This is a genomic window from Ruegeria sp. YTSA108 (assembly GCF_059610185.1).
This window is the reverse complement of sequence record NZ_JBXWND010000006.1, coordinates 90956-105434: the sequence shown is the minus strand read 5'-3', so window position 1 is coordinate 105434 and position 14479 is coordinate 90956. Positions and strand designations below refer to the sequence as shown.

The window sequence follows — 14479 nt, the reverse complement described above, 5'->3', positions numbered from 1 at the left end:
GGGTTTTACTTTCATCCTAGATGAGAGCCTGCGCGTGACGCAGTAAAAGTACAGGGAGGAACTAATGGCATTCGCGGGATTAGACGATAAGGCAAGAATAGAAAATGAAATGCCGTGGGAGGATCGAGACGTACCGGTAACCTTTCATCAGTTACTTTCTCGAACGGCGGCCAAGTTCCCCGACCACAAGGCCATTAGCTTTCAGCTGTTTTCCGGCCCAACCGATAAGGCCGAGACACTGACGTGGTCTGATCTGCTGGGTAAGGTCAATCAGGCCGCCAATCTTTTCAGATCTCTGGGTATCGGTGAAAACGATGTGGTGGCCTATGTGCTGCCCAACTGCAACGAAACTCTGGTGACCCTCATGGGAGGGGCCGTCGCAGGGATCGTGAACCCGATCAACCCGTTGTTGGAGCCCGAGCAAATCGCAGCAATTTTGCGCGAGACGAAAGCCAAGGTTGTTGTGACGCTAAAGTCATTTCCCAAAGCCGATGTTGCACAGAAGGTGGAAGAGGCCGTACGCCACGCGCCCGGTGTGAACACAATTCTGGAAATCGACCTGAATCGCTATCTGACGCCTCCGAAATCGTGGATCGTGCCCCTTGTGCGTCCCAAAATGGGCGACAAGGCTAAATTGGCTCATGCGGACTATTTGAATTTCAGCAAAGAGCTGGCGAAACAGCCCAAGACACTGACATTCGAAGACAGTAAATCAGACCGTGTTGCGTGCTATTTCCATACTGGTGGTACAACCGGCATGCCCAAGGTTGCACAACACAAATATTCCGGCCTGATCTATAATGGCTGGTGTGGTGGCACCTTGTTGTTCGACGAAAACGATGTGGTCATGTGCCCACTGCCCATGTTCCACGTCTTTGCTGTGCATGTGATCGTCATGGCTGCGGTGAGTTCGGGTGCGCATGTGGTCTTCCCGACGCCTCAAGGATATCGCGGGGATGGCGTTTTCGACAATTTCTGGAAACTGATCGAGCGTTGGAAAGTCAGCTTTATCATCACGGTTCCGACAGCGATCTCTGCCAAAATGCAGCGCCCTGTCGACGCTGATATCTCGTCAGTGAAAACGGCCTTCTCAGGCTCGGCTCCTTTGCCGGTTGAACTGTTCCGTCGCTTTGAAGAGGCCACCGGCGTCACTATAGTCGAAGGCTATGGCCTGACCGAAGCCACCTGCCTTGTGTCGTGCAACCCGGTGGATGGCGAAAAGAAGATCGGTTCGATTGGCGTTCCGTTCCCTTATACGGATGTGAAAATCCTGCAGGATGGGCCCGACGGTCCGACCGAATGTGGAACTGATCAGATTGGTGAGATCTGTATCTCGAACCCCGGCGTATTTGCGGGCAACACGTATACAGAGGTCGAAAAGAACGTGGGCCTGTTCCACTATGACAAATATCTGCGCACCGGTGATTTGGGCCGGTTTGACGATGATGGCTATTTGTGGATCACCGGTCGTGCCAAGGATTTGATCATTCGCGGCGGGCACAATATCGACCCGGCCGAGATCGAAGAGGCGCTGTTGGGGCATGAGGCCGTGGCATTTGCCGGTGCGATCGGTCAACCAGACGCCCATGCGGGTGAAGTGCCCTGTGCCTTTGTCGAACTGGTCTCTGGGGCCAGTGTGACAGAGCAGGAGCTGATGGAATACTGCAGAGTTCACGTTCACGAGCGTGCCGCGCAACCTAAGCACATGACTATTCTGGACGAACTGCCCAAAACGGCAGTGGGCAAAGTCTTTAAGCCCGAGCTACGTAAGCAGGCGATCACACGCATCTACAATGGTGCGCTTGAAGACGCAGGCGTTGCTGCGCGTGTGGTTTCGGTTCTGGATGATAAAAAGCGCGGACTTGTCGCGCAGCTTGACGCCAACGGTTCCTCGGACGACGATGTCAGCAAAGTGCTGGGATCGTTCACCCGGCCATGGGAGTGGGCTGCCTGATCGCGGAGGGGCTATGGACTATGAACGTCTGATCGATGAAGAAACCTGGGCGTTCATAAGACGAACGGCTGAAAGCTATCCTGATGACGCGGTCGAATTGTCGATCGAAGATCAGCGCGGCGTCTATGACGTAATGTGCAAGGATTTTCGCCAGCCTCGCCCAATGGGTGTTGAAACAGAAGACAGGTGCGCCGATGGCGTGCCTGTTCGCATTTACACCGCAGGCAATCCAAGCCGGACGGTGATCTATTTCCACGGAGGCGGGTTTGTCGTCGGCGGACTGGACAGTCACGACGATGTCTGTGCCGAACTTTGTGCACAAACTGGGTATCGGGTGATTGCCGTGGATTACCGCCTGAGCCCCGAACATATTCATCCTGCCCAGTTTCACGATAGCTGGGCGGCAACCAACTGGGCGGTGCAAGAGTTCCAGGACCCTTTCGTTCTGGCGGGCGACAGCGCGGGTGGAAATCTGGCCGCCGCAGTTTCACAGCACGGACGGACGCAGTTCGACAATCTTCTTGGTCAGGTCCTCATCTATCCAGGCTTGGGCGGAGATTCGTCCCGTGGTTCCTATAAGGAACATGCCCATGCGCCTTTGCTGACGCTGGAGGATGTAAGTTTTTACGAGAAGGTGCGCTGTGGTGGAGATGTGCCGGAAAACGACCCGACATTCGCTCCATTGCATGACACGGATTTCTCGGGGCTGCCCCCAACCGTGGTGGTAACTGCAGATTGTGATCCCTTACGTGATGATGGTGCGATCTATTGCGAGCAGATCAGGGCTGCAGGTGGGCAGGCTCATTGCATCAATGAACCCGGCCTTGTGCACGGCTATCTGCGGGCGCGCACCATGGTCAAACGTGCGGCGGACAGCTTCGAGAGGATCTCGGTGGCGATAGAGGCGTTGGGCCAGCAGATCTGGCCCTACGACTGATCCCCTACTTCAAGAAGGGCTGACCGTTCATGGTTTCGGCAATCGGGGCACCCAAACGGTCCAGAATCGTGGGCGCCAGCTGTAGCTGGCCGATCACAGCATTCGCATCGGGGCCTTCGGCGTCACCGAAGTAATACAGCGCGGTTTCCTGCTGCAATGCGCCACGCCCACCGTGATGGCCACGATCGTCCTGGCCGTGATCTGCGGTGACGATGACGTCGTAACCCAACTGCCGCCAGCGCGGGATAAACGGGGCCAGCATTTCGTCCATCACGAAACAGGCATGGTCCATCTCTTCACATTCATGAAAGAACCTATGACCCATGCTGTCCAAAGTGCTGGTATGCAGCAATCCATAGTCCAAGCCATGGCGTAGGCAGAGATTGGTCAGCGTTGCGAACAGATCGACGTCACAGGGCGTCATCTGGTTTGCTTTGCCATAGCCTGTCATCGTGTGGAACCGACCATGATTGATCGTTTTGCTGTTGGGCTCGTCATATTCAACATCGCGGACATAGTCGAATGGATGGCGATTAAAGAATTGCGACCAGAAGCTATGGGCCACAGCCCCAGTCACGCCGCCGGCTTCGCGCACTTGGCTGAAGATGTCCTTCTGACTCAGGCGGAACACGTTGCCATTGCCGGTACAGCCATGCTCCTGCGGTGTTACACCGGTATGGATCGAGGCATAGCAGCTTGCCGAGATTGACGGTAGCACAGCGCGCTTCTTCCAAACGCGCGCCTCGCCGGTGTCGACCCAGCCTTCCAGATTGCCGAACAAGCGACGGAAATTGCGCCATGGAACACCGTCCAGAATGATGAGGAGAAGTTTGCGGTCCATGCTCTGACCCTTTTTCAGATTGCTTCAGCCGACCCTAAAAGATTCGGTGCGGTCTGGCTGCCTGATCCCGCCCCGAATGGCAAAATCCCGACACCTTGATCGAATGGCGCCGGGATTTCATAAACTTACGGGAAGGGCCGGGATCAGTTCCCGGCGCTTTCCATTTTGCGGTGGGCGACGACCTCTTCCAGCCAGCCCAGATGCATTTCGGGGACAGAGCTGAGCAGTAGGTCGGTATAGTCATCAAACGGTGGGCTCAGCACCTGCGACTTGGGGCCGTAGCGGACGACTCGGCCCTGATACATCACCGCAATACTGTCGCTGATCGCGCGCACCGTTGCCAGATCGTGGGTGATGAACAGATAGGCCACATCCTCGATCTTCTGCAGGTCCAGCAGCAGTTTGAGGATACCATCCGCCACCAGCGGATCGAGCGCCGAGGTGACCTCATCACAGATGATCATCTTAGGCTTGGCCGCCAATGAACGCGCAATGCAAACACGCTGTTTCTGGCCGCCAGACAGTTCCGCCGGATAGCGGTCCATGTATTTTTCGCCCAGCTCGATCTCATCCAGCAGTTCCACGATCCGCTTGCGTTTTTCCGCGCCGCGCATACCGAAGTAGAACTCCAGCGGGCGCCCGATGATAGTGCCGACGGTCTGACGCGGGTTCATCGCCACGTCTGCCATCTGATAGATCATCTGCAACTCACGCAGGTCTTCACGGCTGCGGCCCTTCAGATCGCCACTGAGCTTGCGTCCGGCGAAATTGATCTCGCCATCGCGCGGTGGAAGCAGCCCGGTGATCACCCGTGCCAGCGTGGACTTGCCAGAACCGGATTCGCCCACAACCGCTAATGTTTGGCCCGGATGGAGCTCGACATTGACGTTGTGCAGCACGTCGAAATTCAGCCCCTTATAGCGCGCAGTGATCCCGTCAACTGTCAGCACTGGTTCGGAAGTTGGCTTCTTTTCTTCATGTTCGATGGAGCGGACCGAGACCAGCGCCTTGGTATACTCTTCCTGCGGGTTGTTGATGATCTGATCGGTGTTGCCGTACTCGACCGTGTTACCCATGCGCAGAACCATGATGTCGTCGCTGACTTGCGCAACGACTGCCAGATCGTGGGTGATATAGAGCGCGGCAACGCCGGTATCACGAATGGCTTCCTTAATGGCCATCAGAACATCGATCTGGGTGGTCACATCCAGCGCAGTTGTCGGTTCGTCGAACACCACCAGATCAGGCTCAGGACAAAGCGCCAGCGCTGTCATACACCGCTGTAGCTGACCGCCCGAAACTTGGTGCGGATAGCGATCACCAATATTGTCCGGATCGGGAAGCCCCAGCTTGGCGAACAGTTCCCGCGCGCGGGCTTCGGCCTCTTTACGCGAAAACTTCTTGTGCTCCACCGCGGCTTCGATCACCTGATCCATGATCTTCTTGGCTGGGTTGAACGATGCTGCGGCGGATTGCGAAACATATGCTACTTCGCCTCCGCGCAGATTGCGGATATCGCTATGCGGGGTTTTCAGGATATCGCGCCCGTTAACCCAAACCTCTCCGCCGGTGAGTTCAACACCACCACGGCCATAGGCCATTGAGGCCAGACCAATGGTGGATTTACCGGCCCCGGATTCACCGATCAGCCCCAACACCTTGCCGCGTTCAAGGTCAAAGCTGACCCCGTGCACGATTTCGATATCATGGGGTTTTTCACCCGGTGGATAGACGGTCGCGCCGATTTTGAGGTCGCGGACCTTGAGAAGGGTATCACTCATCCCCGGCCTCCTTTCAGCGATGTGGTACGGTTCAGGACCCAGTCAGCAACAAGGTTGACCGAGATGGCGAGGGTCGCGATGGCAACAGCCGGATATAGCGCCGCGCCGATGCCATAGACGATACCGTCTTTGTTTTCCTTCACGATTCCACCCCAATCCGCCAGCGGCGGTTGGACGCCCAGACCCAGGAACGAGAGGGTCGAGATAAACAGAACCATAAAGATGAACCGCAATCCGAACTCGGCCACCAGAGGCGACAGAGCATTGGGCAGGATTTCCCGGAAGATGATCCAGATACGACCCTCACCGCGCAGCTTGGCAGCCTCAACATAGTCCATCACATTGATATCCACAGCGACAGATCGCGACAGGCGATAGGGGCGTGTGGCATCCAGCAGGCCCATCACCAGGATCAGGATCGGGACAGTCACCGGGACAATCGCCAGAATGACCAGCGCCAGGATCAGTGTCGGGATCGACATGACCAGGTCAACCGCTCGGCTGAGGACCTGATCGGCCCAGCCACCAAGAACAGCGGCCAGCAAGCCCAGCGTGGTGCCGGTGGCAAAGCTGAGGATTGTGGCAGCAGCAGCGATAAAGATGGTCGTGCGCCCGCCATAGATCATGCGAGTTAGCAGATCGCGCCCGATATTGTCCGTACCCAACAGGTGTTTGGCACTGGACGGTTCCCAGACATCACCGACCACCTCGGCCATGCCGTAAGGAGCGATCAGAGGTGCGGCGAGCGCCACGAAAAAGTACAGCCCGGTGAAAAACAGACCGATCATGGCCGAAATAGGAAGATTCTTCATCATTTCGGGTGCCTCAGTCTTGGATTGGCAAGGATGGACACGATATCGGCAACCATGTTCAGCCCGATATAGACCGCAGCGAAGACAACGCCGCAGGCCAGAACCACAGGCACGTCACGCTTGGTCACCGAGTCCACAAGATATTGCCCCATGCCAGGGTAAACGAACACCACTTCGACCACGACGACGCCCACGACCAGATAGGCCAGGTTCAGCATAACAACGTTGACAATGGGCGAAATCGCGTTGGGGAAGGCATGTCGCGCGATGACCTGAAAACTGGACAAACCTTTCAGCTCAGCCGTTTCGATATAGGCCGACTGCATCAGGTTTAGGATTGCGGCGCGGGTCATCCGCATCATCTGTGCCAATACCACCAGCGTCAGCACAAAGGCCGGCAAGGCGATTGCATAGAGCTTTTCGCCGAAGGACATCGAATCGTTGATCATCGCAAGCGAGGAAAACCAGCCCAGTTTTACGGAAACGAAGTAGATAATCACGTAGCCGATCAGGAATTCGGGGATCGAAACCGTGGTCAAGGTCACAGCTGAGATCAATTTGTCCGGCATACGGTTGCGATAGCGGACGGCCAACAAGCCAAGGAAGATAGCGAGTGGTACGGAGACGACGGCGGCGGCACAAGCCAGGAACAGCGTGTTGCCCAGGCGCTTGCCGATGCTTTCAGCGATATCCAGTTTGTTGGTCATCGATTGGCCCAGATCGCCTTGAACGATCCCGCCCAGCCATTCGGCGTATCGGGTCAGGGCAGGGCGGTTCAGCCCCATTTCCTCACGTAAGTTAGCAAGAGCCTCAGGAGTTGCGGACTGTCCCAGGACGGCTTGCGCGGCGTCTCCGGGCAGGGCTTCGGTCAGGCCAAAAATCAGGGCCGAAGCGCCAAACAGCAATAGGAGTCCCAGCGCAAGGCGCTGGGAAACCAATTTGATGATAGGATGCATGATCCGTGGTCCTTATCAGGAGAACCACATCTTGCGGGACATGTTGCCGTTCATCATTTCTTGGGTCGGGTCGCTTTCCCAACCTTCCAGCTGATTGCTGACACCTTCGACGAAATCATTGAACATCGGGCAGATTACGCCGCCTTCGTCGCGGACCATCATGCCCATCTGTTTGTAGATGCCCTTGCGCTTGTCATTGTCCAGCTCGGCGCGGGCTGCAAACAGCATCTCGTCAAAGGCCGGAACCTTGAACCGCGTGTCGTTCCAGTCTGCGGTCGACAGATACGCGGTCGAATACATCTGGTCCTGCACCGGACGGCCACCCCAGTACGAGGCGCAGAACGGCTGTACGTTCCAAACCTCGGACCAGTAACCATCGTTGGGTTCACGCTTGATTTCCAGCGGGATACCAGCCTGAGCCGCGGTCTGCTGGAACAGGGCGGCCGCGTCCACCGCACCAGGGAAGGCGCCATCAGCGACCTGCAGAATGATTGGTGAGCCGTCATGACCCGACTTCTTGTAATGCTCAGCTGCTTTTTCGATGCTGAATTCACGCTGCGGGATCGAACCGTCAAACAGCGGGTAGGCCGCGTTGATCGGCATGTCATTCCCAATCGAGCCATAGCCACGCAGAACCTTGTCGACCAGATCCTGACGGTTAATCGCGTGTTTCAGGGCCAAACGCAGTTCATTGTTATCAAACGGTGCCGTGTCGCAATGCATGATAAACACATAGTGGCCACGGCCTGCGGTTGAATGCACAGTCAGGTTCGGTGCGCGACCCAGCAGATCAGCAATCTTGGGCTCAACCCGGTTGATCGCGTGGACCTGACCGGATTGCAGCGCGGCGGTCCGGGCGGTTGCGTCATTGATAACAACCACTTCGACGCTGTCGAAATTGCCGTAATCGCTCCAGTGGTTGGCGAATTTCTTGAACACGTGGCGCACGCCGGGTTCGTTGACTTCCACTTGGTAAGGGCCGGTGCCAACCCCTGCGCCCGGATCTTCCATGCCGCCATCCGGCTGGATGATCAGGTGATAGTCCGCCATCAGATAGGGCAGGTCGGCATTTGGTTCATTCAGCGTAACCTGGAAATTGTCGCCATCAGCCTTCATCGATTCGATGCCGCGCATGATGCCCAGAGCACCGGACTGGGAATCCTCGTTCGAGTGACGCTCCATGGTTTTCAACACGTCTTCGCTGGTCATGGTCTTGCCGTTGTGGAATTCCACGCCCTGACGCAGTTTGAAGGTCCAGACCCTGGCATCCGCGCTGCCTTCGACGCTTTCTGCAAGGCGCGGTTCGATCGATCCATCGGGCGCAACCTCGACCAGTTGGTCGCCGAACTGCTTGCCGTTCTGGAACGGAACCGAGCTGGCATAGGTGGCCGGGTCAAGCGAGTTGGTGGATTCCCCGCCCTGCAGGCCAAATTTCAGATCACCGCCCTTTTTCGGGCCAGCCGCGCGTGCAGCATCGGCAAACATTGTGCTGGCCATCGCAGCAGACACACCAAGTGCTGCAGCTTTCCCCATAAATTCGCGGCGGGTCAGCTTGCCAGCTGTAACCTGCTTGGCCATGTGAGTGATTTGTTCGTTCATTCAGATATCTCCCAGTGATTTATCTCGTCAGCCCCTGACGGGTTTTTTTATTGACGCGCCAGTCAAGTTAGGCGCAATTCGGTTGGTCGAGCAAGAAAAAAGTCCGGCTCAGACCTGCTTGAATTTCACATATGATTACGCGGTACGGTATCCTCCTTAGTCTTTGAAAATACCAAACTGCCGTTTTCAAATGCCTTGAGTTCAGCACAGAGGTAGAAGTTTCCGGCGTCTGACCACATTTCGCAAGATGTTTCTGTACGCAGCTCTGTGCCGTCACGGATTATCTCTTGTGTCCAATGGCAATATCCGCGTGCAGATAACGGATCATCAGGGCGAATCGACCAACGTTCAAAGGCTGTTCCGCCATGTGTCAGGCCGTGGTGGTTGTCTGTAACAAGGCCAAAGTCATCTTCTATAATCAGATGAGTTTCCCCCGAATTCATGTCAGTTTCGACCTGTCGAGAGTTCCGGCTGTCTCGGACAGTCGTGATGTCGTGTGCGGCCTCGGCATCCGGGGGAGGGAATACATATGCCTCGCTAGCCGCGTGACGGATGGGCAGCTTGATTTGGCCTTCGGTCAGATGCAGTTCTGCAGACTCGGGCGAAGGCCAGATCAGCGGCCAATAGGCGCTGGATACCGCAATCCGCAAGTGGTGTCCCTTTGGCACCCGATAAGCGATATGGTCCAGATCCAGCGTGACCTCGTAAACCTTGCCAGGGACCAATTCGGTCGGTTGCGAATGGGTATCGCGATGGCACAGGTTAAGGACACCGTATGTTATGCGTGTTGTTGCCCCATCGGGATGGACGTGATTCAAGCGCACGGCCATCTGGGCATGGGGACGGTCGGCACTGATGTGCAGGCATATTTGCGGCGCGCCCACGATGTTCAAATCATTGGCCAGTGGGGCGCTGTCGAAGCAGGCCGAAAATGCATCATCCACACGCTGATCGCCCGGCATATCCGGCCCCAACCAGATGGCGCAGTATTCTCCACCTTCCATCCCGCAGGTCTGGGGGGATCGGATGCACATGTCCAGCGGTCCGGGTTGGTCCAGCCCAGCATTAGAGATATTCAGAGTTTGAATAGGAAGATGCGAGGTCGCGCCTTTATCCTCGGTTATCCAGCAACCGGGCCGTTCCTTGTACCAGCGCTGGGGGCGTACCCCATCCATAAGATAGGCGCGATAGTCGGGTTCCTGGTCGACGCCAGTATCCTGGCCTTTCAACCAATGGTCCCACCAACGCAGGGCTTCTTGCAGAAATCCGATTCGGGGCTCCGGAACAGCAAAATGCGGATACTTGTGAACCCAAGGTCCGACGATCCCCTTGACCGGAGAATCAAGCTGTTCAACCAATAAAGGCACCGTATTCTTATAGGCATCACCCCAGCCGCCAACAGCCAAAGTCGCCGCCCGGATAGCGCTGAAATCCTCGCAGACTGACCCGTGACGCCAATAGTCATCTCGCGTCTGATGGCGCAACCAGACAGAGGGCAGAAAGGGCTCGTTCTCAAGGCGGTCCAGCCACAGCTCGCGCCAGTTCGGACGCAGGGCCGGATCGGGAGCGCGCGATGAATAAGACCACATGGTCGCACCCCAGCCGAGATTTTCGTTCAGCAGGCAGCCACCCTTGTAGTGGATGTCGTCCGCATACCGGTCGGCGGTCGAGCACAGCGTGATAATCGCTTTCAGCGCCTCTGGCTGTAGTGCCGCCACCTGCAATGAATTGAAACCGCCCCAACTGATCCCCATCATTCCTACAGAACCAGAGCACCACGGTTGCTGCGCCAGCCACTCGATAGTTGCAACTGCATCGTCCAGTTCCTGCTGGGTATACTCATCCTCCATCAGCCCTTCGCTGTCACCATTGCCGCGCATGTCCACGCGGATGCAGGCGTAGCCGCGCTTGGCAAACCATGGATGGGTCAGGGCGTCTCGTGTCGCAGTGCCGTCGCGTTTGCGATAGGGCAGGAACTCCAGAATGGCAGGTACAGGGTGGCTTTCTGCATTCGACGGCTTCCATATCCGGGCTGAAAGCCGGCACCCATCCGGCATGCGAATGCCGATATCTGGCAGGTCTTCGATGTCGAGTAGCGAATTGTCGGCTGGATTCATTCGGTCAGTCTCGGGGCCAAAAAGGTTTTGGTGCAGGTGAAAATCGTCAAATCAGCTTCGGATTGCGACAATAAGGTCCATTACGTTGGTTCCGGTCGGTCCGGTGACGAAAAGAGCATTTACGCGTTCCAGATAGCTGCCGCTGTCAGCATCCCGCAGCGCCTTTTCCGCACCATCGCCCCAGGTGGTCCCGTCAACAATCGCCCCCGCGGCCTGGGTCGGCCCGTCGGTGCCGTCGGTGCCCCCGACAAGCAGCGTCAGCCCAGCAATACCCGCGATTTCTCTGGCCAACGCTAAAGCGAGGGCCTGATTGCGCCCACCCTTGCCTGGATTTCTGGGCAGCACGACAGTTGGCTCTCCACCGAAAACCATGACGCCTTCGGGCATATTGCGCAGCTGTGGCCCCAAACGGGCTGCTATGCTTTTCAGGTCATCGTGCAGGCATTCCTCATTCGCTAAAACGGGTGCGCCCTCGGCCATGGCCTGTCGGACGGCGGCAGCACGGGCATGCTTGTTCGATGCAACGATGCGAGCAACTCCCTGAAAATCGCGCGGCTCAGGAAGTGCGCCAATGCCCGATCCGATAACGTTCAGGTCATCGCCGGGCACATCGGAAATCGCCAGTACAGTCGCCTTCGCTCCTTTGAACTGGGCCAACAGGCCAGACCCTTTGATTTGGGACAGTTTGCGCCGTTCGGCGTTCATTTCAGAGATATTCAACCCTTCCGACAGCAGTTTTCGGTTCAACTGCTCCAGATTCGCCAGCGTTTTGCCAGCTACAAGGTCCTCGGCCAAAGACGAGGCCCCGCCCGAAGCCAGCAGCAGCAAATGCGAAGATGATCCCATCGACTGGACCATCTCACGCAGTGCGCGGCCCGCTTGCAGACTGCGGATATCAGGAACGGGATGAGAGGCCTCGATCACCCTGACATGGTCAGGCAGGGCGTCCCCGTGGCCATCCTTGGTGACAACTAGCGCGGGGAGGGGGCCGAAATGGTCCAGCGCTGCGCGGGTCATCGCCGCCGCAGCTTTGCCGACAGCCAGAATTTGGTTGGGTTGCTCTACATCGTTCAAGGCGGATAACGTCGCCGCATATCCACCAACCGCGTCAACCCCGGCCTGCCATATTCGGGTTGCCTTTTGCCTTTGCTCCATCAGCTTTCGACCCAGATCGTGACCGGGCCGTCATTGACCAGTTCGACGGCCATATCCGCCCCGAATTGACCGGTTTCGACAGGGACGCCAAGACCACTTAGCCGATGCGCGAAAACCTCATACAAGCGTTTTCCAACCTCTGGCGGTGCCGCTTCAGAAAACCCCGGGCGGTTCCCGCGCGAGGTATCAGCGGCAAGGGTGAACTGACTGATCACAAGGGCCGAGCCGCCGATATCCAGAACTGACCGGTTCATCTTGCCGGCCTCATCCTTGAATATCCGCAGCTTTGAGACTTTGGCAGCTAGCTGATCAGCCTTTTGGTCGTCATCCCCCTGCATCGCGCAAACCAGTATCAGCAGGCCCGGACCGGTTTGCCCGATCACCGCACCCTCGACCGAGACTTTTGCCTGCGAGACCCTCTGCAACAGCGCGCGCATCTGGTTCCTCCTGTTGATGTTCAGCCGATCCAGTCGACAAACGCGTCGGGCGCGGCGCGACTGGTTCTAAACCCGTTGGCCGGGTGGTCTTTGTCTGCATAGCCGAAAGAGATCGCACATAGGATCAGACGGTCATCCGGGATGTTGAAATATCGGTGCAGAAAAGGGCCATAGCTGGCCACTGCGGCCTGCGGAATTGTCGCTATGCCCAGAGCCTGCGCCGCCAGGGTGAAGGCCGTAACAAAGCCACCACAATCCATCGCGCCATAAGCGCCGAGTTCCGTTGGGCTGGATATGATTGCACAATGGGGCGCTCCGAAAAGGGCGAAATTCTCCATCATCTGCCGGGTGGACCCGGCGCGATCTCCGCGTTCAACGCCAACGGCTTCGTAAAGGGCCCAGCCGCATTCACGGCGGCGTTCCTGGTAGATGCCCGAATAGGAGGCAGGAAAGGGCAGGTCCGGGGATGGCGTGTCCGCGGTTACCTCATCCTGCAGAGCCTTCCGAAACTTATCGGTCTCTGGCCCGCTGGTGATGGTCGCGTTCCAGGGCTGCGCATTGCACCAGCTTGGAACGCGGGCTGCGCTGGTCAGGATCTGATTAATCTGATCCTTTGGCACCGGGTCAGAAAGGAAGGCGCGGCAGGAATGCCGTTGATCCAGTAGATTGTTCAGAGCGGATAGTGTCACACAGGCCTCCCCATCGGCGTTGACAGGGCGCAGGATGAGGTCAGACTGGCGGATGTTCAAGTGCTGATGCGGTTAGCCGGTCACGTCATTGCTGACCGGTTGCCACCATGTAACCAACACCGGCAGCTACCAAAAGGCCAAGGCACACGGCGACAGAGATCTTGAGCGCTGACCAGGGACGTTCCCCCTGAACGCGCCCGGTGCGGCCGTTTACTACAAACCTGTAAGTCTGCCCCCGATATTTGTAGGCGGCCATCCAGATCGGCAGGAGGACATGCTTGAAGGTCACATCCCGCACATCGGTCTCAACCGCATGAACGCGCTGCCGATCGCCACCAATATCAAAGCGTACATCCCGTTCTATCACGCGGGACATATGTGTGCGGGCTTCGGTGTAGCCGTCATTCAATTCGACTGTATAGGCCTCGGCCCGAAAACCGGCGAGGTACTCAGGCTGATACGGTTCCAACGCGGGTAAATCCCAGGGTTCCAGCGCGTCGGTGTACTTCTTGGGCAAAGACTGGGATGCCAAAACCAGAACGTCATCAAAGAACCGTGCGACCCGGCCCGATTTCGGGGACCATCTCACCTTGGCGACCCTTTGCTGTACACGCTTGCCATCGCGCATGACGCTGCGTGTTTCATAGTAAACTATGCCGCGCTCGCCCCGATATGTGGATTTCGTATCCGCATCGAAGGTCCAGTATGGAACATAGATACCCTGCATCTTGCGCCCTTTGCGGGCATAATCCTTCAACCCGTTTGGGGCGAACCATAACCGTCCCAGCCAGTCTCCCATCGCCTTATGCGCAGTGCGTTCATCCAGCGCAAAGGGCAGCACGCCGCGGGGTTTGATGTGACGGCTGATGCCGGTATCCGTCACTACTGGGGTTGCGCAAAAGGGGCATTCGGCTGCGTGCGTGGCCGGGTCAAATTCAACTTGAGCCGCACAGTTGGGGCAGGTCAGAACACGCGTTTCCTCGATCTCATCGTCAGGCAGCTGATCCGAAAGCGCACTGTTGAAATCCAGCTCTTTCAGGCTGGAACCGCCCCACGGTCCGGCGCCAATTGCCTCTGAGTGACCGCAATGGTCACAGGTGAGCGTACCATCACCGGGATTGAACCGATAATCCGCCCCGCATTGATCGCAGGGAAAGCGGTGTTCGTCTACTGTGTTAGGGTCGGTAGGGGCCATTGAAGT

General features: G+C 57.2%; 12 protein-coding genes. 2 read left to right on the top strand and 10 right to left on the bottom strand.

The annotated features are described in order from the left end of the window. Positions 1–64 precede the first annotated feature (64 nt). Together AC2FHW_RS10665 and AC2FHW_RS10660 are read left to right on the top strand one after the other, a co-directional pair. Complete coding sequence (locus AC2FHW_RS10665) at positions 65–1954, top strand: acyl-CoA synthetase (RefSeq protein WP_142636690.1); 1890 nt, start codon at positions 65–67, stop codon at positions 1952–1954. 13 nt (positions 1955–1967) lie between these two features. Beyond that, positions 1968–2891, top strand: a complete 924-nt coding sequence (locus AC2FHW_RS10660; RefSeq protein WP_271949354.1) for an alpha/beta hydrolase — start codon at positions 1968–1970, stop codon at positions 2889–2891. A gap of 4 nt (positions 2892–2895) precedes the next feature. Here the strand turns inward: AC2FHW_RS10660 and AC2FHW_RS10655 are convergent, their stop codons facing one another. From AC2FHW_RS10655 to AC2FHW_RS10610, 10 genes are all read right to left on the bottom strand, one after another. Further along, positions 2896–3732: an alkaline phosphatase family protein gene (locus AC2FHW_RS10655; RefSeq protein WP_271949356.1), complete on the bottom strand. Its 837-nt coding sequence runs from the start codon at positions 3730–3732 to the stop codon at positions 2896–2898. Positions 3733–3875: 143 nt separating this feature from the next. Further along, complete coding sequence (locus tag AC2FHW_RS10650) at positions 3876–5513, bottom strand: ABC transporter ATP-binding protein (RefSeq protein ID WP_496677699.1); 1638 nt, start codon at positions 5511–5513, stop codon at positions 3876–3878. Beyond that, positions 5510–6325, bottom strand: coding sequence for an ABC transporter permease (locus tag AC2FHW_RS10645; protein WP_142636698.1), 816 nt, complete (start codon positions 6323–6325; stop codon positions 5510–5512). Before AC2FHW_RS10645 ends, AC2FHW_RS10650 begins: the two co-directional genes overlap by 4 nt. Further along, positions 6325–7281 (bottom strand): ABC transporter permease, encoded by a 957-nt coding sequence (locus AC2FHW_RS10640; protein WP_142636701.1) that lies wholly within the window; start codon positions 7279–7281, stop codon positions 6325–6327. The genes AC2FHW_RS10645 and AC2FHW_RS10640 overlap by 1 nt, the downstream gene beginning before the upstream one ends. A 15-nt stretch (positions 7282–7296) precedes the next feature. Continuing rightward, positions 7297–8880: an ABC transporter substrate-binding protein gene (locus tag AC2FHW_RS10635; RefSeq protein ID WP_281972704.1), complete on the bottom strand. Its 1584-nt coding sequence runs from the start codon at positions 8878–8880 to the stop codon at positions 7297–7299. 125 nt (positions 8881–9005) lie between these two features. Next, complete coding sequence (locus AC2FHW_RS10630; protein ID WP_496821891.1) at positions 9006–10997, bottom strand: CocE/NonD family hydrolase; 1992 nt, start codon at positions 10995–10997, stop codon at positions 9006–9008. Positions 10998–11048: 51 nt separating this feature from the next. Next, positions 11049–12152, bottom strand: coding sequence for a glycerate kinase type-2 family protein (locus tag AC2FHW_RS10625; protein ID WP_496821889.1), 1104 nt, complete (start codon positions 12150–12152; stop codon positions 11049–11051). Continuing rightward, positions 12152–12589, bottom strand: coding sequence for a D-aminoacyl-tRNA deacylase (gene dtd, locus AC2FHW_RS10620; protein WP_496821887.1), 438 nt, complete (start codon positions 12587–12589; stop codon positions 12152–12154). The genes AC2FHW_RS10625 and dtd overlap by 1 nt, the downstream gene beginning before the upstream one ends. A 20-nt stretch (positions 12590–12609) precedes the next feature. Continuing rightward, entirely contained in the window at positions 12610–13278 is a 669-nt protein-coding gene (locus AC2FHW_RS10615; protein ID WP_496821886.1) for a nitroreductase, read from the bottom strand. Between the two features lie 85 nt (positions 13279–13363). Continuing rightward, on the bottom strand, positions 13364–14473 hold the full coding sequence (locus AC2FHW_RS10610) for a TFIIB-type zinc finger domain-containing protein (RefSeq protein ID WP_271949369.1): 1110 nt from the start codon (positions 14471–14473) through the stop codon (positions 13364–13366). Between the last annotated feature and the right edge of the window lie 6 nt (positions 14474–14479).

Bases quoted from the DNA above. Each gene is read 5' to 3' on its own strand.
- AC2FHW_RS10665 (WP_142636690.1), top strand. From the start codon at position 65: ATGGCATTCGCGGGATTAGACGATAAGGCAAGAATAGAAAATGAAATG.
- AC2FHW_RS10660 (WP_271949354.1), top strand. From the start codon at position 1,968: ATGGACTATGAACGTCTGATCGATGAAGAAACCTGGGCGTTCATAAGA.
- AC2FHW_RS10655 (WP_271949356.1), bottom strand. From the start codon at position 3,732: ATGGACCGCAAACTTCTCCTCATCATTCTGGACGGTGTTCCATGGCGC.
- AC2FHW_RS10650 (WP_496677699.1), bottom strand. From the start codon at position 5,513: ATGAGTGATACCCTTCTCAAGGTCCGCGACCTCAAAATCGGCGCGACC.
- AC2FHW_RS10645 (WP_142636698.1), bottom strand. From the start codon at position 6,325: ATGAAGAATCTTCCTATTTCGGCCATGATCGGTCTGTTTTTCACCGGG.
- AC2FHW_RS10640 (WP_142636701.1), bottom strand. From the start codon at position 7,281: ATGCATCCTATCATCAAATTGGTTTCCCAGCGCCTTGCGCTGGGACTC.
- AC2FHW_RS10635 (WP_281972704.1), bottom strand. From the start codon at position 8,880: ATGAACGAACAAATCACTCACATGGCCAAGCAGGTTACAGCTGGCAAG.
- AC2FHW_RS10630 (WP_496821891.1), bottom strand. From the start codon at position 10,997: ATGAATCCAGCCGACAATTCGCTACTCGACATCGAAGACCTGCCAGAT.
- AC2FHW_RS10625 (WP_496821889.1), bottom strand. From the start codon at position 12,152: ATGGAGCAAAGGCAAAAGGCAACCCGAATATGGCAGGCCGGGGTTGAC.
- dtd (WP_496821887.1), bottom strand. From the start codon at position 12,589: ATGCGCGCGCTGTTGCAGAGGGTCTCGCAGGCAAAAGTCTCGGTCGAG.
- AC2FHW_RS10610 (WP_271949369.1), bottom strand. From the start codon at position 14,473: ATGGCCCCTACCGACCCTAACACAGTAGACGAACACCGCTTTCCCTGC.